The 23,325-nt window shown below is 36.8% G+C and carries 29 protein-coding genes; 2 read left to right on the plus strand and 27 right to left on the minus strand.

Annotation, left to right across the window (positions count from 1 at the left end; genetic code table 11):
* Positions 1 to 3 precede the first annotated feature (3 nt).
* From ahrC to BK574_RS11685, 26 genes are all read right to left on the minus strand, one after another.
* On the minus strand, positions 4 to 453 hold the full coding sequence (ahrC, locus tag BK574_RS11560) for a transcriptional regulator AhrC/ArgR (protein ID WP_075385034.1): 450 nt from the start codon (positions 451 to 453) through the stop codon (positions 4 to 6).
* A gap of 369 nt (positions 454 to 822) precedes the next feature.
* Complete coding sequence (locus BK574_RS11565) at positions 823 to 1,635, minus strand: TlyA family RNA methyltransferase (RefSeq protein ID WP_078428711.1); 813 nt, start codon at positions 1,633 to 1,635, stop codon at positions 823 to 825.
* 3 nt (positions 1,636 to 1,638) lie between these two features.
* Positions 1,639 to 3,528, minus strand: coding sequence for a 1-deoxy-D-xylulose-5-phosphate synthase (dxs, locus tag BK574_RS11570; RefSeq protein ID WP_078428712.1), 1,890 nt, complete (start codon positions 3,526 to 3,528; stop codon positions 1,639 to 1,641).
* Between the two features lie 9 nt (positions 3,529 to 3,537).
* On the minus strand, positions 3,538 to 4,158 hold the full coding sequence (locus BK574_RS11575; RefSeq protein ID WP_075385037.1) for a CNNM metal transporter family protein: 621 nt from the start codon (positions 4,156 to 4,158) through the stop codon (positions 3,538 to 3,540).
* 770 nt (positions 4,159 to 4,928) lie between these two features.
* Complete coding sequence (locus tag BK574_RS11580) at positions 4,929 to 5,819, minus strand: farnesyl diphosphate synthase (RefSeq protein WP_169917373.1); 891 nt, start codon at positions 5,817 to 5,819, stop codon at positions 4,929 to 4,931.
* Positions 5,815 to 6,063, minus strand: a complete 249-nt coding sequence (locus BK574_RS11585; RefSeq protein ID WP_075385039.1) for an exodeoxyribonuclease VII small subunit — start codon at positions 6,061 to 6,063, stop codon at positions 5,815 to 5,817. Before BK574_RS11585 ends, BK574_RS11580 begins: the two co-directional genes overlap by 5 nt.
* Positions 6,060 to 7,427, minus strand: coding sequence for an exodeoxyribonuclease VII large subunit (gene xseA / locus BK574_RS11590; RefSeq protein WP_078428714.1), 1,368 nt, complete (start codon positions 7,425 to 7,427; stop codon positions 6,060 to 6,062). Before xseA ends, BK574_RS11585 begins: the two co-directional genes overlap by 4 nt.
* A 13-nt stretch (positions 7,428 to 7,440) precedes the next feature.
* Complete coding sequence (gene folD / locus BK574_RS11595) at positions 7,441 to 8,289, minus strand: bifunctional methylenetetrahydrofolate dehydrogenase/methenyltetrahydrofolate cyclohydrolase FolD (protein WP_075385041.1); 849 nt, start codon at positions 8,287 to 8,289, stop codon at positions 7,441 to 7,443.
* Positions 8,290 to 8,319: 30 nt separating this feature from the next.
* Entirely contained in the window at positions 8,320 to 8,724 is a 405-nt protein-coding gene (gene nusB / locus BK574_RS11600) for a transcription antitermination factor NusB (protein WP_075385042.1), read from the minus strand.
* A 189-nt stretch (positions 8,725 to 8,913) separates the two neighbouring features.
* A complete protein-coding gene (locus tag BK574_RS11605) occupies positions 8,914 to 9,318 on the minus strand; it encodes an Asp23/Gls24 family envelope stress response protein (RefSeq protein WP_075385043.1) in 405 nt (134 codons plus the stop codon).
* 42 nt (positions 9,319 to 9,360) lie between these two features.
* Positions 9,361 to 10,713, minus strand: coding sequence for an acetyl-CoA carboxylase biotin carboxylase subunit (gene accC, locus BK574_RS11610; protein WP_078428715.1), 1,353 nt, complete (start codon positions 10,711 to 10,713; stop codon positions 9,361 to 9,363).
* A gap of 12 nt (positions 10,714 to 10,725) precedes the next feature.
* On the minus strand, positions 10,726 to 11,229 hold the full coding sequence (gene accB, locus BK574_RS11615) for an acetyl-CoA carboxylase biotin carboxyl carrier protein (protein WP_175576439.1): 504 nt from the start codon (positions 11,227 to 11,229) through the stop codon (positions 10,726 to 10,728).
* Between the two features lie 33 nt (positions 11,230 to 11,262).
* Positions 11,263 to 11,622 (minus strand): hypothetical protein, encoded by a 360-nt coding sequence (locus BK574_RS11620; RefSeq protein ID WP_075385045.1) that lies wholly within the window; start codon positions 11,620 to 11,622, stop codon positions 11,263 to 11,265.
* Positions 11,623 to 11,794: 172 nt separating this feature from the next.
* Positions 11,795 to 12,412, minus strand: a complete 618-nt coding sequence (locus tag BK574_RS11625; protein ID WP_078428716.1) for a SpoIIIAH-like family protein — start codon at positions 12,410 to 12,412, stop codon at positions 11,795 to 11,797.
* Between the two features lie 3 nt (positions 12,413 to 12,415).
* Positions 12,416 to 13,078 (minus strand): stage III sporulation protein AG, encoded by a 663-nt coding sequence (gene spoIIIAG, locus BK574_RS11630; RefSeq protein ID WP_075385047.1) that lies wholly within the window; start codon positions 13,076 to 13,078, stop codon positions 12,416 to 12,418.
* A gap of 1 nt (position 13,079) precedes the next feature.
* Positions 13,080 to 13,715 (minus strand): stage III sporulation protein AF, encoded by a 636-nt coding sequence (spoIIIAF, locus tag BK574_RS11635; RefSeq protein ID WP_078428717.1) that lies wholly within the window; start codon positions 13,713 to 13,715, stop codon positions 13,080 to 13,082.
* Positions 13,716 to 13,727: 12 nt separating this feature from the next.
* Complete coding sequence (gene spoIIIAE / locus BK574_RS11640) at positions 13,728 to 14,897, minus strand: stage III sporulation protein AE (RefSeq protein ID WP_420796935.1); 1,170 nt, start codon at positions 14,895 to 14,897, stop codon at positions 13,728 to 13,730.
* 47 nt (positions 14,898 to 14,944) lie between these two features.
* A complete protein-coding gene (gene spoIIIAD / locus BK574_RS11645; RefSeq protein WP_078428719.1) occupies positions 14,945 to 15,340 on the minus strand; it encodes a stage III sporulation protein AD in 396 nt (131 codons plus the stop codon).
* Between the two features lie 6 nt (positions 15,341 to 15,346).
* Complete coding sequence (spoIIIAC, locus tag BK574_RS11650; protein WP_075385050.1) at positions 15,347 to 15,553, minus strand: stage III sporulation protein AC; 207 nt, start codon at positions 15,551 to 15,553, stop codon at positions 15,347 to 15,349.
* Between the two features lie 41 nt (positions 15,554 to 15,594).
* Positions 15,595 to 16,107 (minus strand): stage III sporulation protein SpoIIIAB, encoded by a 513-nt coding sequence (gene spoIIIAB / locus BK574_RS11655; protein ID WP_075385051.1) that lies wholly within the window; start codon positions 16,105 to 16,107, stop codon positions 15,595 to 15,597.
* Entirely contained in the window at positions 16,104 to 17,033 is a 930-nt protein-coding gene (spoIIIAA, locus tag BK574_RS11660; protein ID WP_078428720.1) for a stage III sporulation protein AA, read from the minus strand. Before spoIIIAA ends, spoIIIAB begins: the two co-directional genes overlap by 4 nt.
* A 72-nt stretch (positions 17,034 to 17,105) precedes the next feature.
* On the minus strand, positions 17,106 to 17,387 hold the full coding sequence (locus BK574_RS11665; protein WP_075385053.1) for a YqhV family protein: 282 nt from the start codon (positions 17,385 to 17,387) through the stop codon (positions 17,106 to 17,108).
* A gap of 297 nt (positions 17,388 to 17,684) precedes the next feature.
* Positions 17,685 to 18,242 (minus strand): elongation factor P, encoded by a 558-nt coding sequence (gene efp, locus BK574_RS11670; protein WP_075385054.1) that lies wholly within the window; start codon positions 18,240 to 18,242, stop codon positions 17,685 to 17,687.
* 174 nt (positions 18,243 to 18,416) lie between these two features.
* Positions 18,417 to 19,484 (minus strand): aminopeptidase P family protein, encoded by a 1,068-nt coding sequence (locus BK574_RS11675; protein WP_075385055.1) that lies wholly within the window; start codon positions 19,482 to 19,484, stop codon positions 18,417 to 18,419.
* Entirely contained in the window at positions 19,485 to 19,922 is a 438-nt protein-coding gene (gene aroQ / locus BK574_RS11680) for a type II 3-dehydroquinate dehydratase (protein ID WP_075385056.1), read from the minus strand.
* A 93-nt stretch (positions 19,923 to 20,015) separates the two neighbouring features.
* Positions 20,016 to 20,522 carry a YqhR family membrane protein gene (locus tag BK574_RS11685; protein WP_078428721.1) on the minus strand — a complete coding sequence of 169 codons (507 nt, stop codon included), beginning with the start codon at positions 20,520 to 20,522 and terminating at the stop codon, positions 20,016 to 20,018.
* Positions 20,523 to 20,976: 454 nt separating this feature from the next.
* On the opposite strand from BK574_RS11685, the gene BK574_RS11690 reads away from it, so the two are divergent.
* Both BK574_RS11690 and BK574_RS11695 read left to right on the plus strand, forming a co-directional pair.
* On the plus strand, positions 20,977 to 21,354 hold the full coding sequence (locus BK574_RS11690) for an SA1362 family protein (RefSeq protein ID WP_075385058.1): 378 nt from the start codon (positions 20,977 to 20,979) through the stop codon (positions 21,352 to 21,354).
* Positions 21,355 to 21,453: 99 nt separating this feature from the next.
* Positions 21,454 to 22,293 carry a phosphatase PAP2 family protein gene (locus tag BK574_RS11695; protein WP_078428722.1) on the plus strand — a complete coding sequence of 280 codons (840 nt, stop codon included), beginning with the start codon at positions 21,454 to 21,456 and terminating at the stop codon, positions 22,291 to 22,293.
* 4 nt (positions 22,294 to 22,297) lie between these two features.
* Here the strand turns inward: BK574_RS11695 and BK574_RS11700 are convergent, their stop codons facing one another.
* Positions 22,298 to 23,188, minus strand: coding sequence for a patatin-like phospholipase family protein (locus tag BK574_RS11700; protein WP_078428723.1), 891 nt, complete (start codon positions 23,186 to 23,188; stop codon positions 22,298 to 22,300).
* Positions 23,189 to 23,325 lie beyond the last annotated feature (137 nt).

Genomic DNA, 23,325 nt, shown 5'->3' on the forward strand with positions numbered 1-23,325 from the left:
CTTCTATAGCATTTCTAAAAAACGTTCAGTAATACTTAGGGTATCTTCTTTATGTTTACAAATGATGAGTATAGTATCATCCCCACAAATCGTCCCCATTATCTCAGTCCAATCTAAGTTATCTATTAGAGCTCCAACAGCATTTGCATTTCCAGGTAACGTCTTCATAACAATCATATTTTCTGACCGGTCAATGCTTACAAAGCTATCCATTAATGCTCTTTTTAATTTTTGTAGCGGGTTAAAGCGTTGATCTGCTGGTAAACTATACTTATATCTCCCATCCATCATAGGGACTTTAACTAAGTGTAACTCTTTTATGTCACGTGAAACCGTAGCTTGTGTCACATTATAACCTGAATTTTTTAGTTGTTCGACTAAATCATCTTGAGTTTCAATTTCTTGATTGGTAATAATTTCCCTAATTTTTATATGGCGTTGTCCCTTATTCATTTTCATCCACCCACTTATCAAATTAATTAATATTCACTAATTGTATATTCATTATTGTACATCTATCTTCTTTCATTTCAAGGTTTTTTACAAATAATTATAATAATTACTGTATAAATACTATATCCCAAAGTATATACACAAAAAAGTGGAAGGATCCGGTTTAGCCCCGACAAGCAAATGTTCTGGCAGGCTAAAGTCCGCTTTTTGACTTTTGTCCTGACAGGTTATTTGACCTCGAGGGGCTGGCGACTGCAACTAGACATCAAAAAAGTGGAAGGAGCCGGTTTAGCCCCGACAAGCAAACACTTCATGTTTAAAGTATGTTTACACCTTTAAAAAACCAGCAGGGCGTTTGCCCTGCTGGTTTTAGTCTTTCTTTAATTGTTCGTGGGCTTGACTAACAACTTCTTCCACTGAATACGGCACCGTTTCCTGATTTGAATTCCAACGTAAATTCAATAGGAACTCAATATTACCCTCTCCGCCTTTAATTGGCGAGTAGTCAATACCTGCAATATCAAAGCCCTCACCTTTCGAGAAGTCAATGATAGCTTGTACAACTTTTATATGTGTCTTAGGTTCACGAACAATTCCTTTTTTACCTACTTCTTCCCTACCAGCTTCAAACTGAGGTTTAATTAACGCTATCACTTGACTATTTTCAAGCAACAACGTTTTTAATACAGGAAGGATGAGCTTTAGGGAAATAAACGAAACATCAATTGTTGCAAAATTAGGTAAACCATGAATTAAATCCTCAGGCTTCACGTAACGAAAATTCGTTCTCTCCATTACCGTTACCCGTTCATCGGTTCTTAATTTCCAGGCAAGTTGGTTATATCCAACATCTAAGGCATACACTTGCTTTGCCCCATTTTGCAAAGCACAGTCTGTAAACCCTCCAGTTGACGCCCCAATATCTAAGACAGTATAACCTTCTAACTGTAGATTGAATACTTTTATCGCCTTCTCTAGCTTTAAGCCTCCCCGGCTTACATATGGTATAACATCGCCTTTAATCATGAGAGGAGAATCAATACTAATTTTCATTCCTGGTTTGTCAATTCGTTCACTTTCTACATAAACTAGTCCTGCCATAACCGCTCGTTTCGCTTTTTCTCTCGTTTCGATTAAACCTTTCTCCACTAGCAATATATCTATTCGTTCTTTTTTGCTCATTATTTATGCCCTTTGTCTTTTTCGCGGTACCATTGCTGTAATTTTTTCAGCAACTTTGCCTGAAGTTAGACCAACTTCTTCGAGTAATTGCGAGACACTTCCATGCTCAATGAATCGATCAGGAATTCCCATACGTTCCACAACTACACCATGGAAATCATTGTCGTGGAAGAACTCTAATACCGCACTACCGAAGCTTCCTTGTATCGCTGCTTCTTCTAACGTTAATATTGGTATGTTCGTTTTTGCAAGCTCAGTTAATAACTCTTCATCCAATGGTTTAGCTGAACGAGCGTTTACGACTTTAACAGACAATCCTTGTAATGCAAGATGACGGACAGCTTCTTCAGCTACAGGAAGCATTGTCCCATATGTTAATATACAGGCATCATTGCCGTCTTGGAGAACGTCCCATTTACCAATAGGAATTTGTTTGAGCTGTTCATCCATTTTTATACCATAGCCATTCCCACGTGGATAACGAACAGCAATTGGGCCATCATCATATTGAATCGCCGTATAAAGCATGTGCTGTAATTCGTTTTCATCCTTTGGCATAAGGATTACCATGTTAGGTAAATGTCTGAGATAAGCAATATCAAATACCCCTTGATGTGTTTCACCATCGGCGCCAACAAGTCCTGCACGATCAATAGCAAATACAACATTTAAGTTTTGACGACAGATATCATGAACAATTTGGTCATATCCTCTTTGTAGGAAAGTTGAATACACGGCAAAAACAGGCTTTAATCCCTGTGTAGCTAATCCCCCAGCCATCGTTGTTGCATGTTGTTCTGCAATCCCAACATCGATCATCCGCTCAGGGAATTCTGCAGCAAACTTATCTAACTTTGTACCACCTGGCATCGCAGCTGTAATAGCAACCAGTCGTTTGTCTTCTCTAGCAATTTTCTTAAGAGTTTCACTAAATACACCACTATAACTTGGTGGCCCTGGCTTACTAACAACTTCTCCTGATTCAATCTTATAAGGTCCTAAGCCATGCCAAGTTCCTTCTGCATCATTTTCTGCAGGAGCATAACCTTTCCCCTTTTTCGTAAGAACATGGATGATTACTGGACCTTTTGTCTTTTTTGCATATTTCATATTATCCATTAAGTCATCCAAATCGTGTCCATCAACTGGCCCTAAATACGTAAATCCCATTTCTTCAAAAAAGATTCCTGATACAAGTAAATATTTCAAGCTATCTTTAACTCGTTCAGCAGTCGCGGCTAATTTACCACCGAAAGCTGGAATTTTTCGAATTAACATTTCTAGCTCTTCTTTAGCTTTATGATACTTTCCTGCTGTTCGTAATCGACCTAATACGTTATGAAGTGCTCCTACATTCGGTGCAATTGACATTTCATTATCATTTAAAATAACAATTATATCTTTTTGTTCATGCCCAATATGGTTTAAAGCTTCTAAAGCCATACCACCCGTAAGCGCACCATCACCAATGACAGCAACAACTTTATCATCCGTTCCTTTTAGGTCACGTGCTGTTGCCATTCCCATCGCTGCTGATAACGACGTTGAACTGTGCCCCGTTTCCCAAACATCATGCTCACTTTCACTTTTTTTCGGAAAACCACATAGTCCCTTGTATTGACGTAAGCTGTCAAACTGTCCAGCTCTACCTGTTAGTATTTTATGAACATACGCTTGATGACCGACATCCCAGATAATCTTATCCTTTGGACTTTCTAAACAATGGTGTAAAACTAGCGTAAGCTCAACGACACCCAAATTTGGACCTAAATGACCACCCGTAATCGATAACTTTTCTATTAGAAAGTGACGAATTTCAGATGCTAATTGTTCCAACTCTGTTTTGGATAGCTGCTTTAACATACTAGGGTCTTTTATATTTTCAAGTTCCATCAAGAACCCTCACTTTCGATTATTCTTATCTCTTTTCTTGTTCTTTCCGTTCTTACCATTATTAACAAAAAGTGTTATTTTTAATTTTACCTCTAAAATATATAATATTCTACCAACCTGATAAATGATGGGAGTAGAGTATTGCATCGCTAGCGTTTTTCCTACTGATTTTCCTCCAACCGTTAAAGCAGCAACAACACTTGTAAAAAGGACAGATATGAAAAACTGGTCCAAAGATCCTTCACCGTGTCCTAACTGTAAAGACAACTGAAGAACGACGTATGCTGATGCTGTTCCACTTACAATACCAGCGATATCACCAATCACATCATTACAAAAGTTTGCAAAGCGATCTGCGTTCCTTGTAATCTTCACAGCATGTTTTGCGCCAATTAATTTTCTAGCTGCCATAGCATGAAAAGGAGATTCATCAGCTGCTGTCGCGGCTACACCAATTGTATCAAAAAAAATACCGATTAATACAATAAAAAATACAATTAGCATTCCAATAGCCCATGTGACCCCGCTTAAGAGAAACGTGGATATAACTGAAAAAATAGCCGCTAACACAAGTGTGATAACGGCAATTGCTAAGCTCCAATTTATGGATTTAATAAATGAATGTTTCATTTATATTATTTGTCACCTATCTTTAGACGATGTTCATGTATCAGAAACTGAACATACCCACTATATTTATCATGTTATGTACAATTCTGAGTGGTCATTTAAAGAGTAAACGCTGTGGCTTAGGTCCAGTAGGATTTCCCAGATACGTACCAAAGCGTCGCCGCTTTGACGGTTTCCCTTTAAACATATCTTAGCATCGTCACCGAAAGCTAGACTGGATTACCACTTAGTCCACACTTCAATCCTCTTTAAATGTCTTGCGAACAGTCTAGGAGTTTTCCTCAGCAGCTCCTCGCTATTCTTTTATCCTCTTTTGCAGAGCAGATTTCATATGGTAAAGAGTAAACATTGTTGGCCGACAACCTTTACACCACTTCCATAATCCCCTCTAACTCCACTCAAGGCAGGCTACGCTGCTGGCATAACTACCCAAGTTTGCCTTAGCAGGTTCATACCCTCTCTTTCTACTATTTGTATGCCCTGCATACAGTAGAAAGAAAAGGCCTCCGCGGAATGAGGGTCAACGCCCACATGCCTTTGTGGATCGCCCTCACCCCTTAACACCCAGCGCCGACCCAAAGCTGGGCGCCTCAAGCCGACACAAGGAGCTTCATCGATGTGCCCTTTAGCGGATTTTTAGCCCCGCCTTCAAAAATAGAGAACTGACTAGAATACTGCACCACTCAACTTGTAGAGTAATTATATCACTAGATAGAAAATCGCTCAATGAAAAAGTATGCCAGCACAATTATAGATTACCAACTACCAAATTAGTGATCTCTTTCCGCAATATAGTCAGTTATTTCCATTAATAAAGTATTTTCAAGGTTAATACTATATAAATATTCTTTTGCACGTTTTGTATGCTCAAATAATTTACTTTTTGCCCCATCCATAGATAGTAAAGATGGATACGTGCTTTTATCTCTGTCAGAATCGCTACCAATTGGCTTTCCAATTGTAGAGACATCTCCTTCAACATCAAGAATGTCGTCTTTTATTTGAAAAACAAGTCCAAGCTCTTTACCAAACAAGCGTAATTTTTCAAGTTCTATATTATTGGCACCAGCTAAAATCGCTCCAGCCAAAACTGAATAAGTTAAGAGATCCCCAGTTTTATGATGATGAACATATTCTAGCTCCTGTAAGGACAATCGTTTTTTTTCGCCTTCGAAATCTGCCACTTGGCCACCAACCATTCCTTCTGGTCCTGATGCTTTTGCAAACTCTTGTATTAATTTTATTTTCATCTGATCTGTTATACTGGGAACGTCCATATCACTAATTAATTGAAATGAATATGTAAGCAGTGCATCTCCAGCTAGGATTGCCATAGCTTCTCCATACACCTTATGATTTGTTGGCATTCCTCTACGTAAATCATCATCATCCATCGCAGGTAAGTCATCATGGATTAAAGAATAGGTATGTAACATCTCAATGGCACAAGCCACATCAATTCCAACTTTTTCATCCTGATTAAAAGCTTGCAGAGTAGCTAATAATAAAACTGGGCGTATTCGTTTTCCTCCTGCGGAAATTGAATAAAGCATTGCTTCTTTTAATGATGGTGGAGCTTTTAATTCACTAATGTATGTCGGAAGTTGCTGGTCAATCATTGTTTTACTTCGTTTAAGAAATTCATTTAAGTTGAGATCAATCACTTGCATGATCCTCCTGAAAAGATACTTCTTGTATTTCTCCATCTTCTGTAAGAATTTGCTCTAATTGCTTTTCGACGACTGACAATTTATCATGACATAGCTTAGAAAGGTTCATTCCCTCTTGAAACATCGTAATCGCTTGTTCTAACGGAACGTCTCCTTGCTCTAGCTTCTCGACAACACTTTCAAGTTCTTTTATCGCTTCTTCAAAAGATAATTCCCCTTGCTTTTGTTCACTCATGACTCATCCACCTTTAATAAAGTTTCCTCTTTAATATCTACCACTTGGCACTTTACCGTACCATCCATAACCCGAATTTGAACTTCATCACTTCTCTTTACATCAGTTACCGACTTTACGAGCTTATTCGTATCAACAAAAGCTAAGCTGTAACCACGCTCCATCATTCTTAACGGGCTAAGTACTTCTAATGTTTGCATCTGTTTTTGAAATTGGTTTTGCTTATCTTTTAATTGCAATTTCATATTTCGCAAAAGTTGATCTCTTAAAAACATCACTTGTTCTTTTGAATTTACTAGCTTCCTATTCGGATGATTTCTCATGACATCTTTTGTTAACTGATTGACCTGGTCTATACGTTTTTCCAGTAGCCGACGCATTTCTCGCTCTAAACGATCATATATCCGATCTAATTCTTGCTCTTTTTGATCTACTAGTTGCTGAGGATACCGAAATGCATATGATTTTTGCAATTGACTTAATCTTTGTTTTTCACGAGAAAGCTTTTCCATTAAGGCGCGCCGCAATCTAAGTTTTTGTAGATCAATAGCCCTTATAAGCTCTTTCAACTCAGGAACTGCCAGTTCAGCTGCTGCAGTAGGTGTTGCTGCTCGAATATCAGCAACAAAGTCCGAAATAGTAAAATCCGTTTCATGCCCTACGGCAGAGATAATGGGAATTGTAGACTCAAAAATCGCGCGCGCAACTTCTTCCTCATTGAATGCCCAAAGTTCCTCAATTGAGCCTCCACCACGACCAATTATTAATACGTCAAATGTATTTAAAGCATTCGCTTGTCGAATCGCTTTAACAATTGATGGTGCAGCTCCTTCACCTTGTACTAAAACAGGTAATAACGTAATATTCGCAATCGGAAACCGCCTTCTTACCGTTGTAACAATATCGCGAATCGCTGCCCCTGTTGGTGAAGTTGCAATTCCAATTCTCATTGCATAATTTGGGAGAGGCTTTTTTAAATCGGGCGCAAATAAGCCTTCAAGTTCCAACTTTTCCTTTAATTGCTCATAAGCCATATATAAGCTCCCGACTCCGTCTGGCTGCATTTCTCGAGCATACAATTGATATTGTCCATAGGCTTCATATACTGTAATCTCGCCACGGATTAGAACTTTCATTCCATCTTCGGGTTTAAATTTAAGAAAACGGTTATTTCCTGCGAACATGACAGCTTGCATGCGTGACTGTTCATCTTTAATTGTAAAGTACATATGTCCACGATTGTGATGCTTAAAGTTGGATAGTTCGCCTCTAATCCAAACATTTTGCAAGATATCATCTTGTTCAAATTGCCTTTTTATGTGCCTAGTTACTTCTGTTACAGATAAAATAGTTTCCTTAGACATAAACGGCTCCTTATCAAATCCCTCTCTTTGCGGAAATGATTGTATTATGTAATAGCATCGTAATTGTCATTGGTCCCACCCCACCAGGTACAGGTGTTAAATAAGATGCGACTTCTTTCACTTCATCAAAAACAACGTCACCGCATAATTTACCAGTATCTAAGCGATTAACACCAACATCAATTACGGCTGCACCACCTTTGACATAGCTCGAATCAACAAAATTTGCCTTTCCAACTGCAACAATAAGGATATCCGCTTGTTTTGTTAGCTCTTTCATATTTTCCGTCCGCGAGTGACAGTATGTCACAGTTGCATTTTCATTTAACAATAGTTGTCCAACTGGTTTTCCTACGATATTACTTCTTCCAATAACGACAACATGTTTTCCTTCTAATTTAATTTCCTTTGACTTAAGCATTTCAACAATCCCAAATGGTGTACACGGTAGAAAGGTTTCTTCACCAATCATCATTTTTCCAATATTAATCGGATGAAATCCGTCGACATCTTTATCTGGGCTAATCTTTTCAATCACAGCTCTTTCAGAAATATGATTCGGTAGTGGCAATTGAACGAGAATTCCATGAATTTCCTTATCATTATTTAAGCTATCAATTAAATTCAGTAATTCTTCTTCGGTTATATCTTCAGATTTCTCAATGAGAATGGAACGAATACCAACCTCTTCACATGCTTTCACCTTACCAGATACATAAGATTTTGAAGCTGGATGTTCTCCAATTAAAATAACTGCTAACCCTGGGATAATTCCCTGCTTACTTAGTTTTTCTACTTCTAATTTCATATCTTGTCTTTTGTTTGCTGCTAATTCTTTCCCACTTATAATCGTTGCTGACATCTGTAAACACTCCTATCCCATAACTCAGATTTAGTTTTCTTCTTTACTTATCGCTTGAACAACTTTTGATAATACTCCATTTACAAAACGACCTGATTCTTCTCCACCAAAAGCTTTTGCAAGTTCAATTGCCTCATTAAACGTAACATTCATTGGAATATCGTCAATGTATTTCATTTCATGTACAGCCATGCGAAGAACTGCCCGATCAACATTACCAACTCGATCTAACGTCCAGTTTGATAAATTACCTGATAAAATCTTATCAATTTCCTCTTGGTGTGACAAAGTTCCTGAAACTATTTCTTCAAGAAATGGAGTCAACTTCTCATCATCCTCAAGTGTGTTTGCTAATGCTTCTTTCCATTCAATAGCTGTCAAATCAATTTGAAATAGTGCTTGGACTGCTCTTAAACGTGCTAGACGTCTGTTCATACGTGTTTTCTCCTTTTGTTGCCTAATTATATGTATGATAATAGCATATTCTAATAGTGGATAACAGCGCTTGCCTTATTTTCCTTAAGATAATAACAAGTAGAAAACAGCCAAAGGTGTAATCCTTTGGCTGTTTGTCTATTACTAGTATTCCCACTGGTAATTGTGTTAACCCTTTTGGTAGTGAATTTATTCTTCAACTAATTCTTGTGGCTCTGTTTGTGATTCAAATTGTACACCAACGACATGTACATTTACTGCTTCAAGATCAATCCCTGTCATTGTTTGAAGAGCTTGCTTTACATTGGATTGAATTTTTTTAGCTACATCAGGAATAGATACACCGTATATAATAATTACAGATACATCTACGATAATTCCTTCTTCTTTTAGCTCAACTTTAACGCCCTTACCGTGATTTTTTCTTCCTAATCGCTCCGCAACACCAGTTGCAAAATTTCCCCTCATGGTTGCAACGCCGTCTACTTCTGATGATGCAATACCTGCAATTACTTCGATGACTTCTGGAGAAATTTCTACTTTACCTAGTTCGTTTTTTTGCTCTTCTAGGTCTAAAATGTGATTTTCTGCCATTATAGCACCTCCATCATTAAGCCTTATTTACATTTTACCATATTACTTGCTAGTTAAATCATACTGCTCTAAAAATTTCGTATTAAACTCCCCTGAGACGAACTTTTCATGTTCTAGTAATCGTAAATGAAACGGAATTGTCGTATCAATTCCTTCAATTTCAAACTCAGCTAATGCTCGTTTCATCCTTGCAATGGCTTCATCTCGAGTCGCACCATAAGTGATTACTTTTGCTATCATAGAATCATAAAATGGTGAAATCGTATAGCCTGGATAAGCTGCTGAGTCAATTCGAACACCTAGACCACCAGGAGGTAAATACTTTGTAATCTTCCCTGGAGATGGCATGAAATTTTTATTCGGATTTTCCGCATTAATACGACATTCCATCGACCAACCAGTAAACGTCACTTCTTCTTGCGTTACCGACAATGCTTTATCCGAGGCTACAAGAAGTTGTTCTTTAATAAGGTCAATTCCCGTCACCATTTCAGTTACTGGATGTTCAACTTGGATTCGCGTATTCATTTCCATAAAATAATACTGACGATTATTATAATCGTAGATGAATTCAACTGTACCTGCTCCAGTATAATTTACAGCCTTAGCAGCAGCTACTGCTGCTTGCCCCATTTCATCTCTCATCTCTTGGTCGATTGCTGGTGATGGGGTTTCTTCTAATAGCTTCTGAAGTCTTCTTTGGATGCTACAGTCTCTTTCCCCTAGGTGAATAACGTTGCCATAGTTATCTGCTAACACTTGAATTTCAACATGACGGAAATCTTCAATATATTTTTCAAGATACACACCTGGATTACCGAAAGCGGTCTCTGCTTCTTGTTGTGTAATTTGAATGCCTTTCTTCAACTCTTCTTCATTACGAGCAACGCGAATTCCTTTTCCGCCACCGCCAGCTGTTGCTTTTATAATGACAGGATAGCCAATTTCACTTGCTATCTTTATACCTGCATTAACATTTTCAATGATCCCTTTAGATCCAGGTACAATAGGGACATTCGCTTTCGCCATCGTTTCTCTAGCTACGTCTTTCGTCCCCATTTTATTAATTGCTTCTGGACTCGGTCCAACAAATGTAACATTGCAGGCTGAGCATATTTCTGCAAAATCTGCATTTTCAGCTAAAAATCCATAGCCTGGGTGGATCGCATCCACCTCAGTTAATGTTGCTACACTCATAATGTTTGTGAAGTTAAGGTAGCTTTTTGCCGAAGGAGTTGGACCTATACAAAAAGCTTGGTCAGCTAGTCTAACATGAAGGGCATCTTTATCCGCTTCAGAATAAACAGCAACCGTTTCTATCCCTAACTCTTTACATGCTCGAATAATTCGAACAGCAATTTCTCCTCGGTTAGCAATTAGAACCTTTTTTATCATCATGAGCTCTCCCTAATCTGGTTGGACAACAAATAATGGTTGCCCGTATTCTACTAATTCTCCATTTTGAACAAGGACTTCGACGATTTTCCCTTTAACTTCCGCTTCAAGTTCATTCATTAACTTCATCGCTTCAACAATACAAACGACTGTACTTTCATTCACCTGATCACCTGTTTTGACGTACTGATCAGCATCTGGTGCTGGAGCAGAATAAAATGTTCCGACCATCGGTGAATTAATCGTTACGTGTGTGTCATTTACTTTTGCTTCTGGCTGAACAGGGACTTCAATTGTTTGTTCATTCTTAATCAGATTTGGCTTTTCTACCTGTTGTGGTATCGCTTGCTGATTAGCCATTTGACTTGGGAATTCTTCAACAAATGGAGCTGTTATGGTTTGACTTGTATTTCTTTTGATAGTTAACTTAGTACCCTCTTGTTCGATCTTTACGAAATCTATTGTCGACTTGTCAATGACTTTAATCAGTTCTTTTATCTCTTGAATTTTCAACATTTACTATTATTCCTTTCATGATCGAGCTTCTCTTTATTCATTTATTTCTTTATCTTCTACTTCTTTAACAACCACATCATTCTTGTATTGACGAAATACAGGAAATTCAGATAAATTATCTGGTATTTTTCCATTTTCTAATAAGATGAGCTTAACGATATTTTTATTTCGTGCCATATGAAATTTTTCACCGTACTCATTTTCGTTAGTATACCGCTTAATACTATCATAATCCTCTTCTTGAATTGAAACTGTATATGTATTTCCGCCTTCTGTTTCAAAATCCTGCACAAATCCCACTTCAAATTCTACAATTTGAATGTTATCATTTTTTAAATTACGAGTTTGTTCAAATACTGCTTTGGCACCTTCTGTTAAATCATTCCATTCCACTTTCATCACCTCATAAAAATCATACTAACAAACGTTAAGGACTCCGATATTGACGTATTATACCATTTCATCGTTTCCTTCGCATTATAGTATAGCATGTTCCAAAACAATAGGGATATAAACATTGGATAAGAAAAAGAGGCTAACATGAATATCAGCCTCTCCTTGTTTATTATTTTGAAGGTTGGTGTCCTACGACCACTAACTTTTCTCCTAATTGTTCATTCGCCATTAGAAGAATTTCATTTGCTTGTTCTTTTGATAACTCATCTGCCTTTACAATGATTTTTACTTGTTCTTCTTCTGTAAGAACTAATACATCATCATAGCCTTTCGAACGAATTAATGTTTCAAGTAAATTTTCCTTTTGTTCTAGAGCTAACAAGTTATTTTGACTTGCTAATGCTTCAACTTTTACTTGAGCTGGAACATCGGCTTCAGCAATGATATTCGTATACTCTTGAAGCATCTTACTGCGTGAAACTTCACGATCTAATCGGATTTCTGTAAAAAATTCATTGCTGTTAATAGCTGAGATCATTCCACTTTCACTTTCACCTTCACCGTTACTCTCTGTCATCACTTCTTCCATGTCGTCTTCTTCAATAGTTACAGAAACTTCCCCTGCAGCATTTTCCTCTTCCAGTATCTCACTTAATTCATTCATTTCGTCGTCCATATAAGCTAAATCGGTTGGATTTTGCCCCTGAGAAGTCATGTAATAAACAGATAATACAACGATTAAACTAAGCATTGTTAATAACCAAACTGTTTGTTTCTTTAATACCATTTTTTATTCCTCCTCTATTTTCTTAGGCATTACTGAGACTCGGTGGGCTGGAACATCGAGTACTCTACTAACAGCTTCGACAATCCTTGATTTAACTTGAATATTGTCAGCACCTTGAGCAACAACAAGTACACCACGAATTTCAGGCTTTTGCTTTTTTACTAAAAGCGGTTCTTCTTTGTCTCCATTGCGGACAATGACAACTTGCTCATCTCTCGTTAAATCATCTACTTGTCTCGTTCCACCTTCACGGTCTGTCTCATCAGTTTTTTGATGTTTTGTACTACTATTTCTTTCATAGACACGTTTTTCTGTTTCTGCTAGATTAATCATTATTGATACATCGGAAACACCTATCATTTGATCTAACACTTCTTTGAGTTGATTTTCATAACGAATTTCATAGTCTTCCATTGTCATAGGACCAGAAGAACTGCTTCGCCCTAGCACTGGTTCAGCATCTTCATTTTCATTTTGGTTGAACACTGGTTCACTTGGTGGAGCACTCTTTTCGTCTCCAATGAAATTGCCTAATATCATGAGTCCAACACCAACACATAGGACCATTACCACGTATTGTATTGTATTCTTTTTCTTTGGACTGCCTGATTTTTGGTCAAATAATTTTTTTAACCATTGCTTATCCCCTTTATCACCTTTTTCCATATCACTGCTCCCCTCCTTCCCAGGCTAAAGAAATTTTATCTTTAGGAATTTGCCATTCATCTGCTAAGAATGATTGAATCGGCGCTACATTCATTACTGTATCTTCTCGAGATTGAGATGGGAATTCTTTGCTTGTATCAATGCTTACAACTTGTACGGATTGCACAAGATCGCCTTGTTCTTCTTGATCTTTTACTTCTTTAAGGTGGACTGTTACGTCGACAATTGCATCCTCGGCTTGTTCAAAGGCAAATTCATCGAGGGTAATAATAATACCGTTAACTTCTACATCAAATCTTGCTACCAACTCCTCTTCTACTTTTCTCTTTAATTGGACAGCCATCTGTTCTGAAATATATGCACGTTGTCCACTTTCTATTTCTATTTTCTTTCTTTCTATTGAATTTTCTAAAGAATTTTCTGTAACTTGTTCATATTTGGTAAAATCAGGTAAAATATCATTGATATCTTTAGAAAAAATAGAGAGCAAAGGATTGAGAATAATAACTAATAACAGTAGACCTACAACCATCTTGACATAACGTTGCATACTGGAGTTTGGTAGTAGGAGCTCTAAGATCGTAGCTAATAAAATAAAAATAATTATATTGGTTAGCCAATCTGTTAAAAAGCTCAATTTTCACACTCCTTATCGCATCATTAACGATACATTTCCGGCTGCAATTATTATTGTTAAAGCTAGAAAAAACATTAAGCATACTGTTGCTAACGCTGCAAATATGAAAATAACCGATTTTCCAATGATTGATAAACAATCAATAATTGGGCCACCTCCAAGTGGTTGGAGGACTGCTGCTGCAACCGTGTAGATGATTGCCAGTGACAATACTTTTATCGCGGGGAATGCACAAAGTAATAAGAGAATGGCCAACCCAGCTAGTCCCACTGTGTTTTTTAGTAGTACACTAGCTCCCATAACGGTGTCAGCTGCATCCGTAAACATTCTTCCTACTACTGGAACAAAATTACCAGCAATAAATTTTGCCGTTCTAACTGTAATTCCATCCGTCACAGCAGAAGTTGCACCTTGTACAGAAATTACCCCTAAAAATACAGTTAAAAAAACACCTAATATTCCTATACTAAAGTTCCGAAGAAAATTGGCTAATTTAGTTACTTTGTAATGATCACTAAGCGTACTAACGATACTTAATATGGCAGATAGAAATAATAAAGGCATTACAATATGCTGTATAAGTAAACCACTAGTATTTACAAGAAACACTATTAGTGGATGAAATAAGGCCACGGATGTAACACTTCCTACAGCAGCCATTAATGCTAATAACAAAGGCAATAATGCAATCATGAAATGGATCATATTACTTATTGCATCGGTTGCGTACGTAATCGCAATATGAAAACTGTTTAGAGCAATCACAATGAGTACCATGTACGTGATCGCATAGGCGACCTTACTAATCGTATGTTGTTCAAAAGCATTTTGTAACGATTGAAGTACCATTGCAAAGAGTGTTAACAAGATGAGTGAGCCAAGTAACTTACCATTTACTAATAATTCATGAAGAAAAAATTTTATAAGTCCACCAAACCATTCTTTTATTGAAAACTCTTTTTCGCCTTTTACAAATTCCATAAATGAGCCTTTTTGGCTTTCTGGTAAAAAACCACCGTACTCTGTTGCAATCTTGTCCCAATATTCTCGAACTTCATCTACTCCTAATTTTTCTAACTGTTCGTCTACAAAATTTTGCTCTTCCATTGGAACGGTTTCAGCTGATACTCCAAATGGTAAAAAGAGTAAAAATGCAAAAAAACTTATGATAACGATACGCATCTCTTCACCCCCTCTGTTCATGATAGGAGATGCTTGTACACTTTCAATTAACTTGGAATTAATGAAATGATCATTTCGATGATGGATGTAAGGATAGGTATTGCCATTACTAGAATTAATATTTTTCCAGCCAACTCAATCTTTGAGGCAATGGCTGCTTGTCCAGCATCTTTTGCAATTTGAGCGCCAAACTCAGCAATATAAGCAATCCCAATAATTTTTAAGATCGTTTGTAAATAGACCATGTTAATGTTTGCATTTTGAGCAATATTTTCAAGCATCGCAACTACTTTGACAATTTCATCTATGATAAACAAAAAGATAAGAATTCCAACAAATACAGTCAGTAAAAATGCAAAAATTGGCTTTTGTTCTTTCACTACGAGAGCAAGGAAGGTGGTGATGAGCCCTAAACCTACAATTTGTATGATTTCAATGGTCACCACCCCCTATCCTTGAAATAAAAAGACACCTTTAATTTTTTGAAATAAATCATCGACGATGGAAGCCACCATATACAATACAACAACAAATCCGATGAGAGTTACCCAATGCGCCCAATCCTCTTTTCCCATTTGTTTTAATACGGTATGGATCATGGCAACAACAATTCCTATTCCTGCGATTTGAAATATGATATTTACATCATATGCCACCGATATCCCTCCCTGCCCCTTTAGATGCAAACAATAAACAACTACAACATCAATATAATGATGAGTAAGCCTGTTAAGAACCCTAGACTTTTGATCATTTTTTCATATCGGTTTTGCCGATCTCTAGCTTCACTTTCTTCACGTTCTAGATGAGTAATAGTAAGAATGATATGTTTTTGTTGATTGGAACGGTCATGTTGTCCAAGTGTCGAACCAAACTGTTGCATAATTTCATATTCAGTATCACATAAGGCTGTAAGTTGCCACGTTTCTTTCAAACTCTCTTCCCAAGCTATTGGTACACTTTCTTCCTGACTTTTGAGCCGTTCAGCAAAACGTGAAAAAAAGTAAGATACAGGCTTAGGCATTTGTTTAGCTAAATTATGACAAGCTTCAGCTAATGGCGTCATTCCATACATGATTTCAGCTTCTAGTGATTGCAGCGCAATTTTCAATTGTCTTAATTGGCGTGGACGTTCACTTAACCTTCTTGCAATTTCAAATCCAACCCAAGTTGTAGCAATTAAAATAATCATTGCACCTATGAGCTTCAAATAACGTTCACCACATCTTTCCGAAGCTGATTTCGAATTCGCCTGATCGAACCTGCTGAATTCCTTCTTGTGAGTTCAATACACCGGTTAAACACATTGGCCTTCATTAGTTCGGCTATTGTCGGTCTTTGGTCTAATTCTTCCATATCAAAACCGTGAACCGTTGTTACGATCTTCACCCCAGCATGTATCGCTTCCATTATCGCTATCGAATCCTCTTTTCTTCCGATTTCGTCTACGATTAACACTTCAGGACTCATGGAACGAATCATCATCATCATACCTTCTGCTTTAGGACACCCGTCTAGTACATCAATACGGTGACCTAAATCGTGCTGTGGCACACCTCGTACACTTGCTGCAATTTCAGAACGTTCATCAATCACCCCAACCTTGGAAGGAGGAATATTCAATTCAGGTACTCCACTACTAATAATTCGCGCGATATCCCTTAATAAAGTAGTTTTTCCCGTCTGAGGGGCACCCACAATTAAAGTATTTTGCCAACCTTTTTGATAGATATGTGGGACCACTTTATTTGCAACACCGATTTTTTGCCGCGCAATCCTTATGTTATAAGAACTAATATCTCTCAACGCTTTCACATGACCAGACTCAATAATCACTTTCCCAGCTAAACCTACCCGATGTCCTCCACGGATCGTAATGAAGCCTCTTTTCAGTTCTTCTTCGAAGGCATATAACGAATATTGACTCAACTGATTTAGTAAATGTTGACCCTCTTCTGGTCGAACTTTATATACTTGCTTATGAAACTCTGGGTAATAAGGTTTACCACCTGCAATCACTTCTAATGGACGATTAATACGAATGCGAATTTCTTCTATATCTTTTTTTAATGAGTCTGGACATTGAGTAATAAGTTGAGCGATTGGTTCAGGTAAAACATCAAGTACTTCTTTCATAATTCTCTCTCCTTCATCCTCATTAAATAGCTAGTCTCACTCAAATGTATGCTTGAACCATGTGTTTATTCCTTATCTTTTAATACCAATTAAAATTAAAGTTACACCTAGCCCAATCAGAATAAGCTTACTTGCAGACAACTTATCTGCTAATCCAATAAGCCCTATCGTCATGGTTGTAATAAGAACAAGTGGTCCTACAATTGCTAAAATGGCATTAATTGCAACTGCCTTTTCAATGCTATTCAATTTCAACATTAGACCTGCTGCAGAAAGTTCAATCATCCCTGAAATAATTCTCAAGATAACCATCCCTAATAATGCAGTTTCAATTCCTGTAAAAAAACCTTTCATTCCATTCACCTCTAAGTGGAAACTTCCTTTGTACAACCTTATGTAGAAATTGATAAGTTCAGAACAGCTTGTTTTTTTGAATATAAAAAAAGAAGTTAGCACGTTACGTGTCAACTTCTTCATTAGTTTATTTATTTTGTTGCTTGTTCCATGAATTCGTTCGAGTAGTTCTCTTTACCCATGCTTATACTTCTAGTTATATAGTCTACACACAAAGTTCCCTACTTTTATATTTTTTAGAAGGGTACTCAAGAACAAAATAGCCCGATGCTTAATGCATCGGGCTGTGAAAAGAGATTACGCACGAGAAACATAATCACCATTACGAGTATCAATGATGAGTACGTCACCTTGGTTAATGAAAAACGGTACTTGAACAATTAACCCTGTTTCAAGAGTAGCAGGTTTTGTACCCCCACTTGCCGTGTCACCTTTAATACCAGGTTCTGTTTCTGTAACTTCAAGCACTACAGTATTTGGAACTTCTACTCCTAGAATTTCCTGTTGATACGTCATAATATGAACTTCCATATTTTCTTTTAAAAACTTAAGTTCACGTTCAATTTGTGATGAAGGTAATTCAAGTTGTTCATATGATTCGTTATCCATAAATGTATGAGTATCGCCACTTGCATACAAATACTGCATTTTGCGATTTTCAATATGAGCCTTAGCAACTTTTTCTCCCGCTCGGAATGTTTTTTCTTGAATACCTCCTGTACGAATGTTACGTAGTTTAGTTCGAACAAAAGCAGCACCTTTTCCAGGCTTTACATGTTGGAACTCAAGTACTTGCCAAATTCCATTATCTACTTCAATTGTCAATCCTGTTCTTAAATCGTTTACAGAAATCATGTTTAATCCTCCATCTTCGTTCAATCAATTGTAAATTCCACTATAAAAATATACCATACATTATTAGAAAAACACGATTTTTCGCCAAAAATGGTGAAAATCGATGTCTTTTCTTTATACTTTATTCCCTTAAAAAGTTTAACTTTCTTAAAGTGCAAAAAGAAGTGCAAGAAATTATTCACCTACGATTAATAGCTCTTTAGTGGATTTTGTGAATGAACGATTTCCGTTCTCTGTTATTAATGTATCGTCTTCGATGCGAGTACCACCAACACCTGAAATGTAAATACCTGGTTCAACCGTAACGATCATTCCTGGCTCTAGGACCGTATCCGACTTCATTGATAAGGCCGGACCTTCATGTACTTCCATTCCTAATCCGTGTCCTGTAGAATGGCCAAAATAATCACCATAGCCTTGCTCTGTAATATAATCACGCGTTAGTGCATCTGCTTGTTTCCCAGTCAGTCCAGGTTTGATTCCTTCCATTCCTCTTTTCTGTGCTTCTAGTACAGTATCATATATTTTTCGGAGTTCATCATTTATTTGTCCAACTGCTAACGTACGGGTTATGTCCGAACAATACCCTTTATAATAAGCACCAAAATCAAGAGTAACTAGTTCTCCTTTAGCAATAACCTTTTCACTCGCAACACCGTGTGGTAAAGCAGAACGAAGTCCTGATGCAACTATAATATCGAACGATGAGGATGCAGCTCCTTGTTTTCTCATAAAGAATTCCAGTTCATTTGCAACATCAAGCTCTGTAATTCCTGGGCGTATGTATTTTGTAATATGATCAAAAGCGGCATCTGCAATTTCTGCTGCAGCCGTAATAATTTGAATTTCATTCTCGTCTTTTAGTAAACGTAGCTTTTCTATTACACCACTGACTGGAACTAGCTCTCCTTGAATTTGCTTTTGGTAAATTTCAAACGTTTGATAGGTTGTATGATCACTTTCAAAACCTAAACGTCCAATCCCCATATTACTCGCTTGTTTTGCTACTTCTTCGAAAATAGGTCCTGTATGTTGAACTACTTCAAAGCCTGTTGCTTGAGCTTTCGCTTGTTCAACATACCGAAAGTCAGTAATAAACTTCGCTTCTTTTTCTGAAACTAATGCCACTCCAGCTGTACCCGTAAAGCTCGTCATGTATCGACGATTATACGTACTAGCAATCAATAAACCATCAATTCCTTGCTCTTTAAATGTTGTACGCAATTTTTGTAAACGTTCCACTTAACTTCCCCCTTTGATTAGTGCTTGAATTGCAAGTTCATAACCATTAAAGCCAAGTCCAACAATTTGCCCTTTTGTTACTGGTGCAGTAACTGATATATGCCGGAAAGGTTCTCTAGCATGAACATTAGAAATATGGACCTCAATGACAGGTATCGAAATACTAGCAATCGCATCTCTTATAGCGTAACTATAGTGCGTAAAGGCTCCTGGATTTATGATTACCCCAACATAACCGTGATCTTGAGCTTCGTGAATCCACTCAATAATTTGACCTTCATAATTCGATTGCTTACAAAGCACTTCGTAACCTAGACCATCACCAAACTCAACTAGATTTTTCTCTAAATCCGCTAGCGTATCATACCCATAAATCTCAGGTTCGCGCTTTCCTAGTCGATTAATGTTAGGTCCATTAATTACAAGAATCGATTTCATTTTTTTCTCCTCTTTAAGGCACTAGTATTTTTGTACTTTATGGTTTATTCTACCATAGCTTTTTCTTTTTTTGCCAATCTTCACGATGTCATTTTATTCTGACTGTACTCTTTTTAATTCTTGATATTCAAAAGAAATAGAATAGCCGATAAAGACACCATATAGCACGTACAAACATAATGTAGTTAATATAGTGTTACTATCCAAGTTTGCTACACTCTTTAAGCCTGGAAATATTGGATTTAATAAATAAAATACGACCAACCACAATACAACACCGTACAACGCTCCAGCCCACATACTATTTACTTTTTCAAGTAATAGCTTATAAATAAAAGCAACAGCTATTGATAATATCGCAATAACTACAATACCAACGAGTTGTCCCCTATAACCATTTTTCCAATCACCTAATGCCCATGGCATTAAGACAAGCGCAGGACCAATTCTTGCAAAGTTAAAGAAGAAAGCAATATAGCCTAATATACTCCAAAGTAGTCCCCCGAAAATTCCAATTGTCGCAACTTTGGCATTATATGACATTGGGTCATCTTTTCGGTTTTGTTCTAATGATTGTGAATTTGATTGTTGATTTTCCAATGTTAAACACCTCCAACCCTAGTATGTCCCATCTTTTTCTATAGTTTTCATTTAATTTTTTTGGATATCTTTAGAAATTTTCTAGAAATATGTGTAATTTAAAAAATAAGGGGAAATCTATGAAGAGGATGATATCTTATAGAGGAATTATGGACATTGTTGTAGAATATAAATAAAAAAATAAACCTTATCTTAACTGTAACAGGACAATAACCTTCGCTGTATTTAGGATTTATGAGGCCAGTAAGTGGAGGCCAAGCTATTGTTATTAATTTGTTACTAAATTATAGAATTAGTACTACCTTACCATTAATCATTGTCCCCTTATAACATGAAAGCTTTAAATTATTTGCGTAACGTAATAATAGCTTCAACCCTTACAGTAAATAATCTAAGTTAATTTAATGCACTCTTCGTAAAGCGAACTTTTGCTAATTTTTTGGAGGTGAGCCCAATGTCTCGTAAAATGTACAATCCTCTTGTTTTAATTCTTATTGGATTAGCAGTACTCGGATTTTTTTACCGACTGATTACACAGCCATTGCAATTGTTAACACAATTTATCATTTTTGGTGCTATTGCTGCAATCCTATTCTTCTTGTACAAACGCTTCCTGGCGAACCAATTTGGAGTGGAAGGGACCTCTCACCGTCCAAAACAACAACAGGTCAAAAATAAAACAATGAAGAAAACGACCAATGTTGTACCGCATCGTAAGAAAGCTGGACAAAAAAAGACAAGTAACCGTACACTAAATAAACGTAGTTCAGCACCTAATTTAACAGTGATTGAAGGAAAAAAAGGAAAGAAAAAAAATCGTGCACTGTTTTAAGTTGCGCGATTTTTTTTCAATTTCTATGAAATAACTTGTGTTTCTCATATAATATAGAAAGGTTTGCAGTTATTCCGTGTTAATGAAAGGAGGCCAACCATGTTTGAGTCCAATTTTCTTACTTGGTTATTGTCTTTGGAGCACCCATTCCTTGACTTTTTCAATTCTTTTATTCATTTGATCAGTCATGAATATTTCTACTTTATGGCCATCCCTATTATTTACTGGGCTATCCATAAACAAACTGGGTTTCAGCTTTTATCATTGTTTTTATTTTCCATGTACGTTAACAATTTTATTAAGGATATTTTTATGGTTGAACGTCCAAATGGTGCATTACAACTTAATGATGGTTATTCTTTCCCGAGTGGTCACACTCAAGCTGCAACGACATTTTGGGGGTACCTCATTCCTTCAGTATCAAAACAATGGTTTACTATTCTTTCCTGTTTTATCGTAGCCTCTGTTGCCTTTACTAGACTTTACACTGGAGCACATTGGCCTTTTGATATTCTAGGGGCAATCGTAATTGGGTCCTTTCTGATTTATGCGAGTTATCGATCATTAGACTGGGCAGGTGGTATGCCTGAACGAATAAAAATTTCCCTTTGGCTTATCGTTCCTTTTGCTCTTTTCATCTTGTCACCTGAACAAGCTTTTCTTAGTGGATTATTACTCGGTTCAGGGTTAGGTTATCATCTAGAACAGACGAAAAATCGGATGGATATAAAGGTTTCTTTACTCAAAAAAGCAGTCGCTATTTTGATTGGTATAATGGGAATTGTAGCTATTCAAACCATTGATATGTTTTTACCCAACCAAGTTTTTATTGAATTTATTCATGCGATTGGTTTAGGCTTGTGGATTACCTATATTGCACCAATGTTATTTGTAAGTTTAAGAATTTATCAACAGCAAGGAAACAAAATCGGCTTATAACTCTTTAGTAAACCCATTTTTTTAAAAATTTTTCCGTCCGCTCTCTTCCTAAAAGAATGAGAGCTTCTTTTTTTTCTTCAGATAAATCAAAATCAGTTGCTTTCACATCCTCTACAGGAATAAACACTATATTTTTCGCATGTTCTTCAATGATATAGCGTACATCGTGAGCCTTACGCATCGTTTCAAATAAGGATTGAAACATATCAATTGCATTATGAATTTCATTCGGTGGTATTTCGTTTACATTTGGTGTTAACCTAAACCCCAAAACGGGTCGAGGCAATTTTTGATTCAACTCCCTCATAAATACCCATAGTGGAAAGTTACTGAGTACTCCACCGTCTACGATATAGGACTTCCTCCCCGATGGATCATACACCTTCACAGGTTCAAAAAAGTAAGGAATACTACTACTCATTCTGACCGCACGAGCCACTGAAAATTTTTCTGGAATAAGTCCATAGGTTGGTAAGTCATCTGGGAGCACAAGTATCCTACCTTTTGTCAAATCGGATGCAATAATTTTTAACGAACCTTCAGGCAAATCCGCAAAAGTTTTCACACCTTTTTTTTCTAACTTTTCACTAATCCATTGTTCAAGCTTATCGCCCTTATACATCCCAAGATTAAAATATAATTGGATCCACTTCATCCACTTAAAAGGTAGTAAGGTTTTTCTTCCATCCATAAATTCAGCAACATTCAACTCGTTCATTAAGTCATTAATTTCATGACTGGTATAACCTGCTTTTAAAAGTGCTGAAAATAATGCACCTGCACTTGTACCAGAAAGCCTTGCGAAACTAAACCCTCGTTCTTCAAGCACTTGTGTTGCTCCGATAAATGCAAATGCACGAACGCCACCTCCTGCAAATACGCCATCAATTTTCATTACCACTCCTCCTTCTCACTTTAAAATATGTGATATTCACCTAAGGAGGTACATCTGTTAATGAATTTTTTCTTCTGACTTTTAATTTTTTCTATTTACCTTATTAAAACAAAAAACAATCATAACTAAATTGTTAT

It is taken from the genome of Alkalihalobacterium alkalinitrilicum (genome assembly GCF_002019605.1).
Taxonomy (GTDB): domain Bacteria; phylum Bacillota; class Bacilli; order Bacillales; family Bacillaceae_F; genus Alkalihalobacterium; species Alkalihalobacterium alkalinitrilicum.